The following is a 14,387-nucleotide window of genomic DNA, read 5'->3' as shown; positions in this document are numbered from 1 at the left end:
GGCATGGAGTATGTTACCGGTCGTACGCTCGACGGGCCACCGGTTTGGATGGGCTGTGCGGTCCTGAAAACGGAGCTTTACTCGGTTCCCCGTAGACTGAGGCAGATGTCCATGCCGCAAGAGGCCTCCGTGCCCGTGTCGCAGCCCGAGGGCACCCGTGCCGGACGGGTGGTCGCCGGCCGCCGTCGCGGCGCCGGAAAACGGTTCCTGGTCGTCGGCGACGTCCTGGACGGCGTGCTCGTGCAGACCACCGCACACACCGTCGGGGTGCACGACCCCGCCGCCGTGATCCGCCACCGACCGACCGGTGCAGCCGGCAACACCGCCGCCTGGCTCGGCTGGCTCGGTGCCGAGGTGGACCTCGTCGCGCGGGTGGGCGTCGACGACGTCTACCGGCACGAGCGGTCGCTGGAGGACGCCGGTGTCCGTCCGCACCTGCGCTACGACGCGATGACCTCCACCGGGGTCGTGGTGTCGGTGCGCAACGACAGCGGCCGCACGGCGATGTCCGATGCGGCCGCGAGCGGGAAGCTCACGGCTGCCGACGTCCCCGAGACCGTGGCCCGACGCGCGGACATCGTGCACCTGACCGGGCACGCGATGCTCGGTGGTGGCGCCGACCGCATCGCGTCCCTGGTCGCCCGCGCCCGGACGGGATCTGCACGGGTGTCGCTCGACCCGTCCTCGGCAGCGATCGTCCGGTCCGTCGGTGCCCCCGCCTTCCTCGAGGCCCTCGTCGGAGTCGACGTCCTCTTCCCCGGCCGGCAGGAGGCCCTCGAACTGACCGGGACGACCGACCTCGACGACGCGGTGCGGCGACTCACCGAGCACGTCCCGCTCGTGGTGGTCACGGTGGGCGCCGACGGCGTGCTGGTGGGGCGACGCGGACGGAGCGTGCACCGAGTCCCCGCGACGCCGGCCACGGTCGTCGACACGGTCGGCGCCGGTGACGCGTTCGCCGCGGGCTTCGTGCGTGCCTGGGCGACCGATCCCGTGCGCGTCGGAGCGGCTGCACGTGAGGGCACTCGCGTGGCGGCCCGAGCGCTCGGGTTCGTGGGTGGTCGCCCACCGGTGTGACGGTCGGTCGCCGGCGCAGCCCCGCCGCGGTGCGGCCCGTCGGCGCCCGCCCTGTCAGCGCTCGGCGGGCTCCGCCACGACGGTGAGGGTCTGGACGCGTCCTGCCGCGGCAGGGGCGAGGCGGATCTCGACGCGCAGGCGCCCGCAGGCGCCGGGCAGCCACCACCGCAGGTGCGACGGCGCCGACGACTGCTCGGCGACGGGAGCGGCGGTCAGGTCAGCACCCACCTCCGCCACCGCCGCCGCGATCGCCCGACGGCGTCGGTCGTAGGGGACGTCCATCGCCACGTTCGGCGTGCAGACCGCGTCCGCCACGTCGTCCTGCCAGTCGGCCAGGAGGCCCGTCACGGCAACCTGCGCGGCTCGCGTCGCCCGGATGGTCGGTTCGGCGCCGGGGCGGCGAACCGTTCCGGTCGTCGTGTCGGGGTGCCCGTCGGACGCCGCCGGACGCGTTGCGTCCAGGAGCAGGTCGTGCGCCTGCTGGGCAGCGGCGGAGACCTTCGCCTGCGTGGCGTTCTCGAACGCGACGACACCGAGACCGGTCTGTGCGGACCAGCGCATGTGTGCGGAGAACCCCGGGTAGCCGCCGGAGTGCGAGACGAGTTCGCCGAAGTGGTCGTCCTGCTCGACGAACAGCCCGAAGCCGTACGCCGTGGCGCGTGACGAGCCGGGGACGACGGACGACGGCACGACCCGCATCGCCTGCTGCATGAGCCGGCGGTCGGCGGGGGAGACCGGGCCGGGTTCCGGGGCGTCGGAGGACGCCGACCCGAGGTGCGTCGCCCACCGTGCGAGGTCGCGGACGGTGGAGAACAGTCCGCCGATCGATGAGAACGCACCCGGGCCGGTCATCGGCAGGGGTTCCCAGCCGCCGTCGTGCGGGCGGAACCCGGTGACGACCGGTCCCTGCGCCTCGGCCGCGCTGAACACCGTGTGGTCGAGACCGAGCGGTCGGAGCACGGTGTCGCGTGCCGCCTCGGTGAACGGACGGCCGGTGACGACGGCGACGACCCGCCCGAGCAGGGCGTAGCCCAGGTTCGAGTAGGCGAACCGGGTGCCGGGCACGGAGTCGAACAGCAGACCGCCGCGCAGGACGTCGTCGAGCTCGGCGTCGCTGATCGACTCCTGCCGGTCCGCCCAGGGGTCGTCGGTGGGGAAGCCGGCCGACATGGTCAGCAGCATCCGCACGGTCGGCACGGGGGAGTCCGGTGTGGGCAGGGGTACGGCGCCGAACGCCGGGACGAACACGGTGATCGGCGCGTCGAGGTCCAGCCGACCGTCGGACACCAGCGTCAGCAGCGTCGCCGCGGTGACGCTCTTGGTGCACGACGCGATCCGGTAGACGGTGTCGGCGTCCGGCCGCTGCCCGTCGCCGCGATCGCCGTGGCCCCCGGAGGCGACGAGGCCGATCCGGTCGAAGACGCCCCACACACTGCTCGGTGCGACGCCACGGTCGACACGGTCACGGAAGAGCGCGTCGACCTGCGCGACGGCGGTGTCCCACGGGCTCATGACCGACGCATCTCGGCGTACGCGTCGAGCGCGCGCTGCCGGGTCGCCTTGAGGTCGACCATCGGCTCGGGCCGGAGTTCCTCCGACGGCACCCACCGGTGCACGTACTCGCGGTGCGGGTCGAAGCGCTCGAGCTGCCGGTCGGGGTTGAACACCCGGAAGTACGGCGCCGCGTCGAAGCCCGACCCGGCGACCCACTGCCAGTTCGCGGCGTTGTTGGCGGAGTCGGCGTCGACGAGGGTGTCCCAGAACCACTGCTCGCCCACCCGCCAGTCGACGAGCAGGTTCTTGACGAGGAAGCTCGCGGTCGCCAACCGGACGCGGTTGTGCATGGCGCCGGAGTGCCACAGCTCGCGCATGCCTGCGTCGACGAGGTCGAACCCGGTCGTCCCGGTGCGCCACCGGTCGACCTCGGCATCGGGGGCGTCCCGCCACGGGAACGCGTCGAACTCGCGACGCACGTTCACCGTCGTGATGTCCTCGCAGTGGAAGTACTCGTTCCAGTTGAACTCGCGCCAGGCCAGCTGTCGCAGGAAGGCCGAGGCGTTCTGGCGCTGCTCGGGCTCGAGCGCTCCGTGCAGCCGGTGCCACACCTGGTACGGGCTGACCTCGCCCCAGCGCAGGTGCGGGGACAGGTCGCTCGTCGCGGCCATGGCGGGTTCGTCGCGCTGGTCGTAGTCCTCGAGCGCATGGGTGACGAAGTGCTCGAGCCGCTGGTGTGCGCCGTGCTCGCCGGGCTCCCAGGCGTCGCGGAGTCCGCCGGCCCAGTCGGGACGGGTCGGCAGCAGGTCCCACTGGTTCAGGTCGTCGCTCGCGGCCCGCGCCGGGGCGGGCAGGTCGCGGGGCTTCGGGAGCGGGTGCCGTGGTTCCGGCATCGCCTGGGCAGCGCGCCAGAACGGGGTGAACACCTTGTACGGTTCGCCCTGTCCGGTGCGGACGGTCCACGGTTCCCAGAGCAGGCTCGCCGCGAAGCTGTGCGCCTCGATGCCGCGGTCGTGCAGGGCGCTCTTGATGCCGGCGTCGACCTCGCGCTCGGCCGGACCGTACCGACGGTTCCAGAACACGGCGTCGGCACCGGTGTCGGCGACGAGGGCGTCGATCACCGCGGCGGCCGCACCCCGTCGCAGCACCAGCCGCGAGTCACGGTCACGGAGTTCGCCGTCCAGTGCGGTGAGCGAGTGGTGGAGCCACCAACGGCTCGCCGCGCCCGCGGGACGGATGCCGGGGGACTCGTCGTCGAGGACGTAGACCACCGTGACGTCGCCGCCGTGGTCGATCGCAGCACGCAGTGCGGGGTTGTCGGCCAGCCGCAGGTCGTCGCGGAGCCAGACCAGTGCGCCGGTCACACCGCTGCCGGGTCCGACTCGGAGACCGAGCGCGCGACGGCCCGTCGGCCCGGGGCGGTGCCGACCGCGAGGCGCAGCTTCGTGCAGAGCTCGGTGAGGGTGCGGAGTTCGGCGTCGGTCAGACCGGCGCCGACCTGCTGCGCGATGCTCGCCGCGTGCTGCACGGCCACGTGGCGGTAGACGTCGAACCCGAGCGGGGTGAGCGCCACGATGACGCCGCGGGCATCGGACGGATCCGGCTGCTTCTCGACGATCCCGCGGGCGAGCAGGCGATCGACCAGTCGGCTCACGCTCGGCTGGGTGAGGAGCAGGTGGCCGGTGAGATCACGCATGCGACAGCGTCGACCGGGCTGCGTCGACAGGTTGAAGCAGACGTCGTACTCGTTGAAGGAGATCTCGCCGCCGGGGAAGTCCGCGTTGAGGCTCCGCATCACGGTGACCTGGGCGCGGAACAGTGATTCCCAGGCGGCGACGGCGGTCGCCTTCTCGCTGCGGCGTGACTCGCTCACGATGGCGCTCCCCTCTGGTCGGACGGTCCGTCCACACTACCGACGGCCCCCGACAGGCGCGGGTTCGACATGCATGCGCTCCGACATGCACGAGGGCCGGCCGCTCTTCCGAGCGACCGGCCCTCTCCCTTGCACCAAGAGTTTCCTGCAATCACATTCCGCAGGCGGTGCCACAGCAAACACCGTCTGCACGACCGACTGTATAACGAAGCGGTAACGGCGCGCTAGCCTCCCGCTGCGTCGTTCGCTGCGAGTTCACCAAGAGCGACCGATCAGGATCAGAAGAGGTCGGGCGAGGGTGTCGAGGCGTAGCGCACGGCCACGTCGGCGTGCCGGTCGAACCGGTAGCCCACACCGCGGACGGTGCGGACGATCTCCTCGAACGCGCCGAGCTTGGAGCGGAGCCGGCGCACGTGCACGTCGATGGTGCGCTCGTTCGGGGTCTCGTCCTCGCCGTCCGACCACAGCCCGTCGATGATCGCCGAGCGGTCCACGGTCTGGCCCTCGCGCAGCACCAGGAACTGCAGGAGTTCGAACTCCTTGTAGGTCAGGGGCGCTGCGTCGCCGTCGAGCGTGACGCGCTTGCGGGAGATGTCGATGACGACCCCGGTCTCCTCCGGCTCGGGCTTCTCGGCCTGCTTGCGGGCGGCGACCGCGGACCGGTCCTGCAGGGCCAGGCGGACGACGTCGACGTCACGGCCACCGGACTGCTCCGCGGCGACGGCGACGGCCGCGTAGGTCTCCGAGTTCGGCACCAGCTGCGCGGTCAGTGCCTTCAGCTGCTCGACGACGGCTGCGAGCGTCGTGCCGGCCGCTGCCGCCTTCGCCTCGTCGATCCCGACGTAGAGCGCGAAGCCGCGGGCCTCGGTGCCCTCCGGCAGGGAGCGGTTGCGCTGCGGTGCGGTGACCGGGCTGGTCGGCACGCTCGTCTGCCCGGTCGTGGCCGGCGTCGCGGGACGCGGACGGATCGGGGTGACCGTCCCGAGGTCGGTCGGCGCCGGAGCGGCGGTGCGGAGCGCGGTGCGGGGCTGGGCGATGGTGAGCGACATGGTGGTTCTCCGGGCGATGTGGCCGGTGCGCGTGTGGCGCTGGCGGCGGTGTCGAATGCGTCGACCCGGGTACGGCTGGATGCCGATGTGCCCTGCGGTCCTGCTGCGGACCGGGGCGGACCCGGGGGAACGGGAGACAGACCTCGTGACGTGGTGCGCGTCGCCGACGGTGTCCGTCACCCGGGGATCACACGCTCGCGACCGGGGTGGTGTCGCGGGGGATCCGGCTGGAACGGGTGCCGATCAGGCACACATTCGACAACGCATGACGGCGACCGGCATCATCATGCCGGCAGTCCCCTGGACCTCGGAGAGGACGCGGGTGGACACGGTTGCAGTCATGGGATGAGTATCGGCGGTATACCAAGGTGGTGTCAACCGTCCGAGCAGACGGTGCGTTCCGCGCACCGGTGGCGGTGGACCGGGCTGACGGACGACGGGAGGCCCGTGGCGGTGTCGCCACGGGCCTCCCGTCGATCGTCGGTGACGTCGACTGCCTACTCGGCCAGACCGTAGAGGCGGTCGCCGGCGTCGCCGAGACCGGGCACGATGTACCCGTTCTCGTCGAGCTTCTCGTCGAGGGCACCGAGGACGATCGAGACGTTGCGGTCGCCGACGGCCTCTTCGACCATGGCGAGCCCCTCCGGCGCACCGAGGATGCACACGCAGGTGATCTCCTCGGCGCCGCGGGCGAACAGGAAGTCGATGGCAGCGGCGAGGGTCCCGCCGGTGGCCAGCATCGGGTCGAGCACGAAGCACTGACGGCCGGACAGGTCGTCGGGCAGGCGCTCGGCGTAGGTCTGCGGCTCGAGCGTCTCCTCGTTGCGGGCCATGCCGAGGAACCCGACCTCGGCCGTCGGCACGAGCTTGACCATCCCCTCGAGCATGCCGAGGCCGGCACGCAGGATCGGGACGACGAGCGGACGCGGCTTGGCGATCGAGACGCCCATGGTGTGCGCCACGGGGGTGTCGATGGGCGTCGCGGTGACCCGGACGTTCCGCGTGGCCTCGTACGCGAGGAGCGTGACGAGCTCTTCGGTCAGGGCGCGGAACGTGGGGGAGGGTGTGGTCCGGTCGCGGAGCACCGAGAGCTTGTGGGTGATGAGCGGGTGGTCGGCGACGTGGACTCGCATAGGGTCGAGCCTACCGTGCTGCCGACCACCTGGAGGTCCCGTGGAAGCGCCCGCTGCCCGCCCGTTCGTCCCGGCGATGGAGCGCGCGCTCGACGAGGCCCGGGCCTGCCTGGCGACCGGCGACGTGCCCGTGGGGGCGGTGGTGCTCGACCGCGACGGCGTCGTCGTCGCCGTCGGCCGGAACGAGCGTGAGGCGCTGCAGGACCCGACCGCCCACGCCGAGGTGCTCGCGCTCCGCGCGGCCGCTGCGATCACGGGGGACTGGCACCTCGACGAGCACACGCTCGTCGTGACCCTCGAGCCGTGCCCGATGTGCGCCGGGGCGATCCTGGCCGCACGGGTGCCGCGGGTCGTGTTCGGCGCCTGGGACCCGAAGGCAGGCGCGAGCGGCAGTGTCTACGACATCGCCAGGGACCGCCGGCTGCCGCACCGCTCCGAGGTCGTCGGCGGCGTGCTCGAACGCGAGTGCGCTGCGCTGCTCGACGCGTTCTTCAGTCAGCGGCGAGGATGACGATCGCCTCGGTCGGCGGACGCGGACCGGTGCGGAGCACGTCGGGCTCGACGTAGATGACCCGGGCGATCGGCACCGCGGAGCGCACCCGGTGCTCGACCGTGTCGATGCCCGCTGCGACGTCCCCCAGGCGGCGGTCGCCGTCGACGGCGACCTTCACGCCGACCATCAGCTCGTCCGGACCCAGGTACAGGGTCTTGATGTGGATGATCGAGTCGACCTCCGGGCCGTCGAGCACCGCGTGCTTGATCCGCTCGACGTCGGCGGCGGTCGCGCCCTCGCCGACGAGGAGGCTCTTCGTCTCGATGCCCAGGACGACCGCGACGGCGATGAGCAGGGCGGCGATGAAGATCGTGCCGATCGCGTCGAACACGCCGTTGCCGGTGATCGCGGTCAGCCCGACGCCGAAGAGCGCGAACACCAGGCCGAGCAGCGCCGCGGTGTCCTCGAGCATGACGACGGGCAACTCCGGGGCCTTGGCGCGGCGGACGAACTGGACCCAGCTGAGCGTGCCCTTCTGCGGGCGGGCTTCCTGCAGCGCGGTGCGGAGCGAGAAGCCCTCGAGCCCGATCGCGATGACGAGCACGACGAGCGGCAGCCACCAGTTCTCGAGCGGGTGCGGGTGGGCGAGCTTCTCGATGCCCTCGTAGAGCGAGAAGACGCCACCGACGGAGAACAGGATGATCGAGACGACGAAGGCGTAGACGTAGCGCTCGCGGCCGTAGCCGAACGGGTGTTCCTCGTCGGCAGCGCGGCGCGCCCGGCGACCACCGAGCAGCAGGAGGAGCTGGTTCGCGGAGTCGGCCAGGGAGTGCACACCCTCGGCCAGCATCGACGCGGACCCGCTGATCGCCGCCGCGACGAACTTCACGATCGCGATGCCGACGTTCGCACCGAGTGCGGCGAGGATCGCCTTCGTGCCTCCTGAAGCGCTCACAGCTGTCCCCTTCTCCCGATCTGGAAGACGATCCTAGGCGAGGCCGGTCGGTAGGGTCGGGAGCATGACGATCGACCTGCCCCGTACCGCTCTTCTCGGCGTCGGCTCCATGTCCGGCTCGGTCCTCGACGGCCTGCTCGCCGCCGGACTCGACCCGGCGACCGTGACCCTCACGACGAAGTCCGAGGCGTCGGCGGCCGCCCACCGGGAGCGCGGCCTCGACGCCACCGCGAGCGACACCGACCCCGACGCGAACCGCTCGGCCGTCCGCGGCGCGGCACTCGTCGTCGTCGGTGTGAAGCCGTACGTGATCGCGGACCTGCTCGACGAGGTCGCCGCCGACCTGGAGCCCGGTGCGGTGTTGGTCAGCGTGGCGGTCGGCACCACCACCGCGAGCATGGAGGCGCGGGTGCCGGCCGGGGTCCGCGTCGTCCGAGCGCTGCCGAACACGCCGATCGGCGTCGGCCACGGTGTCACCGGGATCAGCGCCGGGGCCTCGGCGGACGCCGAGGCCGTCGCGCTCGCCTCGTCGGTGTTCACGGCGTCAGGACGGGTGATCGAGGTGCCCGAGGCGCAGCTCGACGCCCTGTCGGCGGTGTCCGGCTCGGGCCCGGCCTACGTCTTCCTGCTCGTCGAGGAGTGGCAGCGATCCGCCGAGGCGCTGGGCTTCAGCCCGGAGCAGGCGGCCACGATGGTGCAGGGCACGCTCCGGGGTGCCGTCGAGCTGCTCGACCGGTCGGATCGCGGACCCGCGGACCTGCGGCGCGCCGTCACGAGCCCGAAGGGCACCACCGAGCGGGCCGTCGCGGTGCTGCAGGACGCCGACCTCGCCGACACCTTCCTGCGCGCGTCGCGTGCGGCGATCGCTCGCGCGGAGGAGATCGCGGCGTCCTAGCCGCGTCCGGGACTACTCGTAGGCGGCGAAGCGCTCCAGGTCCGTCTCGGACCCCGAGACGATGATCACGTCGTTCTCGCCGATGATGCTCTCCGGGGTCGCCGGCACGAACGGGCTGCCCGGCGGCTTGATGCCGAGCACCGTCAGGCCGAACCGCGTACGGATCACCGTGGTCGCGAGGTCCTTGCCGCGCACCGCCCGCGGCGGGAACATCTTCACCACCGCGAAGTCGTCGTCGAACTCGATGAAGTCGAGCATGCGCCCGGACACCAGGTGCGCCGTGCGCTCGCCGGCCTCGCGCTCCGGGTAGACGACGTGGTTCGCGCCGATGCGGGACAAGATCGTGCCGTGCGACCGGCTGATGGCCTTCGCCCAGATCTGCGGGATGCCGAGGTCGACCAGGTTCGCGGTGATCAGCACGCTCGACTCCAGGTCGCTGCCCGTGCCGACGACCGCGATCGCGAAGTCCTGTGCACCGATCTGGCGCAGGGCGTCGATGTCGGTCGCATCGGCCTGCACGGCGTGCGTGACCCGGTCGGACCACTTCTGCACCAGGCCCGGGTCGGTGTCGACGACCAGCACCTCGCGGTCCTGCCGTTCGAGCTGACCGGCGGTGGCGGCGCCGAACCGGCCGAGGCCGATGACGAGCACGGGTGCGTCGTGACTGATCGCACCCATCGGGTGCGGGGGACGGGTTCGGTCAGCCAACGATCGGCCTCTCCTCGGGACGGCGGAACAGTTGCCGGCTCTGACTCGCGGCCAGGGCTGCGGCGATGGTCACTGTACCGACCCGGCCGAGGAACATGGTGGCGGCCAGGACGTACTTGCCGGACTCGGGCAGGTTCGCGGACACACCCGAGGACAGCCCACTGGTGGAGAACGCCGAGATCACCTCGAACAGGACACGGTCGAGTGAATCGTCCGTGATCTGCAGGAGCACCACGGTCGCCACGGCGACGATCGTCGCCCCCCAGAGCACGATGGCGACCGCGACCCGCAACACGTCGCTCGGGATGCGGCGCCCGAACGCCTCCATGCTCTGCCGGCCCCGGGCCTCGGCGACCGCGGCGAGGAACAACACGGCGAGCGTCGTGACCTTGATGCCGCCGGCGGTCGAGGCCGACCCGCCGCCGATGAACATGAGCATGTCGGTGACGAGCAGGCTCGACCCGTTCAGCTGGTCGAAGTCGACGAGCGAGAAGCCACCGGACCGGGTCATCGTCGACAGGAAGAGGGCCTGGAACGCGGTCCGGCCGGCTCCTTCCTCGCCGAAGGTCGTCGGGTTCGACGCCTCGAGCGCGGTGTAGACGATCGCACCGCCGACGAGCAGGACGGCGCTCGTGGCCAGCGTGAGCTTGACGTGGATGGGCCACCGACGTGGCGTGCGGAGCTGCTTCGTCAGGGTGCGGATGACCGGGAAGCCGATCGACCCCGCGACGACACCGATCATCAGGAGCGTCAGGAACCAGTAGTCGTGGGCGAACGGGTCGAGGCCGTCCGCGTTCGGCGAGAAGCCGGTGTTCGTGAACGCCATGGCGGCGTAGTAGAAGGAGTCACCGACCGCGGTCCAGAAGGGGATGCCGGCGATCAGCACGGACGGCAGCAGCAGCAGGCCGAGGACGATCTCGATCGACAGGGTGCTCACCGCGACCGTGGCGAGCAGGGTGCCGACCTCGCCGAGGCGGACGGCCTGCCCCTCGGGGACAGCCCCGTGGTGCGTGCGGAGCGGGTTCGAGTCGCCGGCGGCCATCAGCTTCGCGCGGAGCCCGAGCTTTCGGGTCACGAAGAGCCCGAGGATCGACGCGAAGGTCAGGACGCCCACCGCACCGATCTGCGTCCCGATCACCACGAGGACCTTGCCGAACACCGACCAGTGCGTGGCCATGTCGACGGTCGCGAGGCCCGTGACGCAGACCACCGAGGCCGCCGTGAACAGCGCGTCGGAGAAGTGCGTGCCGGTACCGTCGGCCGCCGCCCACGGGGTCATGAACAGCGCCGTGAACACGAAGATGAGGGCGACGAACACCAGGATCGCCAGACGCGACGGCGACGAGCGCAGGACCGTCGCGATCCGTCCGCCGCGTCGTCGGGTGACGGTCACGTGCCGCGGGAGCGGCTCGGTACGGTCGAGCATCGTATGCCTCCGAGGACATGGGCCGGGACGGTTCGTCATGGTACATCCGTGGTGCCCCGGCTAGCCTTGCCCGCATGGCCGACATCTTCTCCGTCGTGGCGGACCCCACGAGGCGCGAGCTGCTCGGGACCCTCCTCGCCGCGTACGGATCGGACGTCACCGGCGGGGAACTCAGCGTCGGGCAACTGGTCGAACGACTGGGCGTCAGCCAGCCGACGGTGTCGAAGCACCTCCGGGTCCTGCGCGACATCGGACTCGTCACCAGCCGTGAAGAAGGGCAGCACCGCTTCTACCGGCTCGACCCGGAACCGCTCGTGTCGCTGGAGGACTGGGTCCTGCCCTTCACCGGCGCGGTCGACGCCGACGGCATGCCCGCGACCACGGCCTGGACCCCCGACGGTCAGCCCGTGTCCGTCCGCCGGAACGGGGCTGCCGGCAAGACCACCGTCGAGGTCGGGACCGAGCTCGGGCGTGTCATGGCCGAGGCGTCCTACCGGGCCACCGCGGCGATCTCCGGTGCGCAGCAGGGCTGGGAGCGAGTCGTCGACCGCAGCCGCAAGCGCTTCACGCGCCGCGGCGACGAAGACTGAACCTGGACACTGGGTCGCACGCGCCTCTACAGTTGCCAGTGACCACACAGGTCACACCAAACCCGTGCGCGGATCGCGTGCGAGCCACCGAAGGCGGATCATGACCGGCAGTTTCGACGACGTGCGCTTCCTCACCGTCGCTGAGGTCGCCGAGATGATGCGTGTCTCGAAGATGACCGTGTACCGCATGGTCCACGCCGGTGAGCTCCCCGCCATCCGTTTCGGCCGGTCCTTCCGTGTCCCCGAGTCAGCCGTCGCCGACGTGCTGCGCGGCGGCATCGCAGACGTCGGCTGAGCGCACACCCGTCCGTTCCGGGCGCGTTCGACATCGCGTCAGCCCTCCGGTAGACTCGGCCGGGTTGATTTTCCGCGGTCTCGACGGCCCGGTGTCCGATACATCAGCACAGTCCGAGCGAGGTCCACATGGGTTCTGTCATCAAGAAGCGTCGCAAGCGCATGGCGAAGAAGAAGCACCGCAAGCTGCTTCGCAAGACGCGCCACCAGCGTCGCAACAAGAAGTAGGCCCCGAGCCTGCAGCGTCAAGCCCCGGTTCGCCGGGGCTTTCGCATTCCCCAGGGGACGCGGACCGCGGGCTACGCTGGAGCCATGCCCGCAGTGACGTTCCTGACGAAGCCCGGATGCCACCTCTGCGACGACGCACGGCCCGTGGTCGAACGCGTCGTCGCCGAACACCCCGGCGTGACGCTGCAGGAACGCTCGATCCTCGACGACGACGCCCTCCGCCAGGAGTACGCGGAGGACATCCCCGTCGTGCTGGTCGACGGGCGCGTCCACAGCAACTGGCACGTCGACGCCGACCGGCTCGCACGTGCCCTCGAGAAGGCCGGTTCCCCCGCATGATCTCCCACGTCGTCGCCTGGACCCTGCGCGAGGACCTCGACCGCGCCGCGTCCATCGCCCGGATCCGTGAACTCCTGACCGGCCTGACCGGCACCATCGGGTCGATCCGTTCGCTCGAGGTCGTCGAGAACGTCGCCTACCCGGAGAAGAACAGCGACGTCGCCGTCGTCGCGTCGTTCGACGACCTCGCCGGACTCGACGAGTACCAGGTGCATCCGGACCACCAGGCTGCCGCAGCCGAGATCCGTGGACTGGTCACGGGGCGGGCTGCCATCGACTGGCAGCGCTGAGCCGGGCCTCCCGTCCGCCCCCGGCGCTGCGTGCGCTGCGGCGCTTCGTGAGCAGAAATGGTCGCCTCCCACATCGGGAGGCGACCATTCCTGTTCACCATGTGCGCTCGCGCGGGGCGACGCGTGACGTACCTACGGCGTCAGGCGCGTCGGTCCACGGAAGAGGTACGTGACCTCGCGGATGGACGGCTCGCCCAACATGAGCATGAGCACGCGCGCGAGGCCCATGCCGAACCCCCCGTGCGGCGGCACGCCGTAGCGGAAGAAGTCGAGGTACCAGCCGAGCTCCTCGGGGTCGAGGCCCTTCTCGACGGCCTGCGCCTCGAGCACGTCGACGCGGTGCTCGCGCTGCGCGCCCGTGGAGATCTCCGCGCCGTTGAAGATGAGGTCGTAGCTGTTCGTGAGCGACGGGTCGCCGGGCTTCCGCATGTGGTAGTACGGCCGGATCGAGGCGTCGTACTCGGTGACGAACACGAACTCCGAACCGTGGTGCTCCTTCGCCCAGGCGGCGACGCGGCGCTCGCCCTCGGGGTCCAGGTCGCCGTCGGCGCGGACGACGTCGTGTCCGCTCTCGGCCACGATCTTCCGGGCCTCGGCCAGGGTCACGCGGGGGAACGGGGTCGCGGGGACCTGCAGCTCGAAGCCGAAGACCTCCTCGATGTCCTTGCCGTACTTGTCCTTGACCGCGGTGATGCCGGCGACCAGGACCTCTTCGTGCATCGCCATGACGTCTTCGTGGGACTCGATCCACGAGAACTCGGCGTCGACGCTCGTGAACTCGGTCGCGTGACGGCTCGTGAACGAGGGGTCCGCGCGGAACGCGTCGGCGATCTCGAACACGGCGCCGAAGCCGGCCGGCTGGGCCATCTGCTTGAAGTTCTGCGGCGACTGCGCCAGGTAGGCGGTCGTCTCGAAGTACTCGAGCTGGAAGAGCTCGGCGCGCGACTCGGACGCCGACGCCATCAGCTTCGGGGTGTGGATCTCGATGTAGTCGCGGTCCACCCAGTAGGTGCGGAACGCGTGCTCCAGGGTCGTCTGGATGCGGAAGATGAGGTTCTGCTTGCGGTTGCGCAGGTCGAGGAAGCGCCAGTCGAGCCGCTTGTCGAGCGACGAGTCGTCGGCGATCGGGGTCTCCGGGATCGCGGCGCTCACCACCTCGAGCGTGCCGACCTTGACCTCGAGCCCGCCGAGCTTGACGCGCTCGTCGTGCTTCAGGGTGCCGGTGGCGTGGATGAAGGTGCCGTGGGCGAGGGCCGAGATCTCGGTGGTGGTGGCGAGCGCGGCCTGGGCGGCGTCGTCACCGTCCTCGGCCTCGCGCGTGGCGGGGTTCACGAGCTGGACGGCGCCGGATTCGTCGCGGAGGACGACGAACTGCACCTTCTTCTGGTCTCGGACGGTCTCGACCCATCCGGCCACGGAGACGGGGCCGTCGGGGAGGGCAGCGAGGTCGGCGATGCGGGTGCGTTCGATCACGGTGGTCGAGTCTAACCGTCTGCGTCCGGCGGCGTCGGTCCGCAGGGCGTTCCCCTCCACAGGGCGGCCC

Annotated in this window: 17 protein-coding genes; 8 read left to right on the top strand and 9 right to left on the bottom strand. The window is 71.2% G+C overall.

The features are described from left to right. The first annotated feature begins 105 nt into the window (after positions 1 to 105). Positions 106 to 1,077, top strand: a complete 972-nt coding sequence (locus ITJ60_RS01375) for a carbohydrate kinase family protein (protein WP_194646435.1) — start codon at positions 106 to 108, stop codon at positions 1,075 to 1,077. Between the two features lie 54 nt (positions 1,078 to 1,131). On the opposite strand, the gene ITJ60_RS01370 is transcribed toward ITJ60_RS01375, so the two are convergent. The 5 genes from ITJ60_RS01370 to upp all read right to left on the bottom strand — a co-directional run bounded on the left by ITJ60_RS01370 (position 1,132) and on the right by upp (position 6,626). Then, entirely contained in the window at positions 1,132 to 2,589 is a 1,458-nt protein-coding gene (locus ITJ60_RS01370) for a serine hydrolase domain-containing protein (protein ID WP_194646433.1), read from the bottom strand. Further along, entirely contained in the window at positions 2,586 to 3,935 is a 1,350-nt protein-coding gene (locus ITJ60_RS01365; RefSeq protein WP_194646431.1) for a cryptochrome/photolyase family protein, read from the bottom strand. Before ITJ60_RS01365 ends, ITJ60_RS01370 begins: the two co-directional genes overlap by 4 nt. Then, positions 3,932 to 4,444 (bottom strand): MarR family winged helix-turn-helix transcriptional regulator, encoded by a 513-nt coding sequence (locus tag ITJ60_RS01360; RefSeq protein WP_194646430.1) that lies wholly within the window; start codon positions 4,442 to 4,444, stop codon positions 3,932 to 3,934. The genes ITJ60_RS01365 and ITJ60_RS01360 overlap by 4 nt, the downstream gene beginning before the upstream one ends. A 278-nt stretch (positions 4,445 to 4,722) precedes the next feature. Beyond that, positions 4,723 to 5,493, bottom strand: a complete 771-nt coding sequence (locus ITJ60_RS01355) for a winged helix-turn-helix domain-containing protein (protein ID WP_194646428.1) — start codon at positions 5,491 to 5,493, stop codon at positions 4,723 to 4,725. 497 nt (positions 5,494 to 5,990) lie between these two features. Further along, the gene (gene upp, locus ITJ60_RS01350) at positions 5,991 to 6,626 is read right to left on the bottom strand and encodes a uracil phosphoribosyltransferase (RefSeq protein ID WP_111084293.1); all 636 of its coding nucleotides are present in this window, start codon (positions 6,624 to 6,626) and stop codon (positions 5,991 to 5,993) included. A gap of 76 nt (positions 6,627 to 6,702) precedes the next feature. Here upp and ITJ60_RS01345 point away from each other — a divergent pair, with 76 nt between their 5' ends. Next, positions 6,703 to 7,137, top strand: coding sequence for a nucleoside deaminase (locus ITJ60_RS01345; RefSeq protein WP_194647053.1), 435 nt, complete (start codon positions 6,703 to 6,705; stop codon positions 7,135 to 7,137). Here the strand turns inward: ITJ60_RS01345 and ITJ60_RS01340 are convergent. Then, complete coding sequence (locus ITJ60_RS01340; RefSeq protein WP_194646427.1) at positions 7,118 to 8,074, bottom strand: cation diffusion facilitator family transporter; 957 nt, start codon at positions 8,072 to 8,074, stop codon at positions 7,118 to 7,120. The genes ITJ60_RS01345 and ITJ60_RS01340 overlap by 20 nt on opposite strands. Positions 8,075 to 8,138: 64 nt before the next feature. On the opposite strand from ITJ60_RS01340, the gene proC reads away from it, so the two are divergent. Then, complete coding sequence (gene proC, locus ITJ60_RS01335) at positions 8,139 to 8,969, top strand: pyrroline-5-carboxylate reductase (RefSeq protein WP_194646425.1); 831 nt, start codon at positions 8,139 to 8,141, stop codon at positions 8,967 to 8,969. A gap of 12 nt (positions 8,970 to 8,981) precedes the next feature. Here proC and ITJ60_RS01330 read toward each other — a convergent pair whose 3' ends face one another. Together ITJ60_RS01330 and ITJ60_RS01325 are read right to left on the bottom strand one after the other, a co-directional pair. After that, a complete protein-coding gene (locus tag ITJ60_RS01330) occupies positions 8,982 to 9,647 on the bottom strand; it encodes a potassium channel family protein (RefSeq protein WP_111084290.1) in 666 nt (221 codons plus the stop codon). Positions 9,648 to 9,669: 22 nt separating this feature from the next. Then, on the bottom strand, positions 9,670 to 11,103 hold the full coding sequence (locus ITJ60_RS01325) for a TrkH family potassium uptake protein (RefSeq protein ID WP_194646423.1): 1,434 nt from the start codon (positions 11,101 to 11,103) through the stop codon (positions 9,670 to 9,672). Positions 11,104 to 11,177: 74 nt separating this feature from the next. Here ITJ60_RS01325 and ITJ60_RS01320 point away from each other — a divergent pair, with 74 nt between their 5' ends. From ITJ60_RS01320 to ITJ60_RS01300, 5 genes are all read left to right on the top strand, one after another. Further along, complete coding sequence (locus ITJ60_RS01320; RefSeq protein WP_123292085.1) at positions 11,178 to 11,693, top strand: ArsR/SmtB family transcription factor; 516 nt, start codon at positions 11,178 to 11,180, stop codon at positions 11,691 to 11,693. 100 nt (positions 11,694 to 11,793) lie between these two features. After that, on the top strand, positions 11,794 to 11,988 hold the full coding sequence (locus tag ITJ60_RS01315) for a helix-turn-helix domain-containing protein (protein ID WP_022902482.1): 195 nt from the start codon (positions 11,794 to 11,796) through the stop codon (positions 11,986 to 11,988). Positions 11,989 to 12,116: 128 nt separating this feature from the next. After that, positions 12,117 to 12,215, top strand: coding sequence for a 30S ribosomal protein bS22 (locus ITJ60_RS01310; protein WP_003792170.1), 99 nt, complete (start codon positions 12,117 to 12,119; stop codon positions 12,213 to 12,215). An 84-nt stretch (positions 12,216 to 12,299) separates the two neighbouring features. Further along, the gene (locus ITJ60_RS01305) at positions 12,300 to 12,554 is read left to right on the top strand and encodes a glutaredoxin family protein (protein ID WP_123338836.1); all 255 of its coding nucleotides are present in this window, start codon (positions 12,300 to 12,302) and stop codon (positions 12,552 to 12,554) included. Continuing rightward, the gene (locus tag ITJ60_RS01300; RefSeq protein ID WP_123338837.1) at positions 12,551 to 12,844 is read left to right on the top strand and encodes a Dabb family protein; all 294 of its coding nucleotides are present in this window, start codon (positions 12,551 to 12,553) and stop codon (positions 12,842 to 12,844) included. Before ITJ60_RS01305 ends, ITJ60_RS01300 begins: the two co-directional genes overlap by 4 nt. A 132-nt stretch (positions 12,845 to 12,976) precedes the next feature. Here the strand turns inward: ITJ60_RS01300 and aspS are convergent, their stop codons facing one another. Continuing rightward, on the bottom strand, positions 12,977 to 14,317 hold the full coding sequence (gene aspS / locus ITJ60_RS01295; protein WP_194646422.1) for an aspartate--tRNA(Asn) ligase: 1,341 nt from the start codon (positions 14,315 to 14,317) through the stop codon (positions 12,977 to 12,979). Positions 14,318 to 14,387: the final 70 nt, after the last annotated feature.

Source organism: Curtobacterium sp. VKM Ac-2884 (assembly GCF_015350945.1).
Taxonomy (GTDB): domain Bacteria; phylum Actinomycetota; class Actinomycetes; order Actinomycetales; family Microbacteriaceae; genus Curtobacterium.
This window is presented reverse-complemented; position numbering and strand designations above follow the sequence as displayed.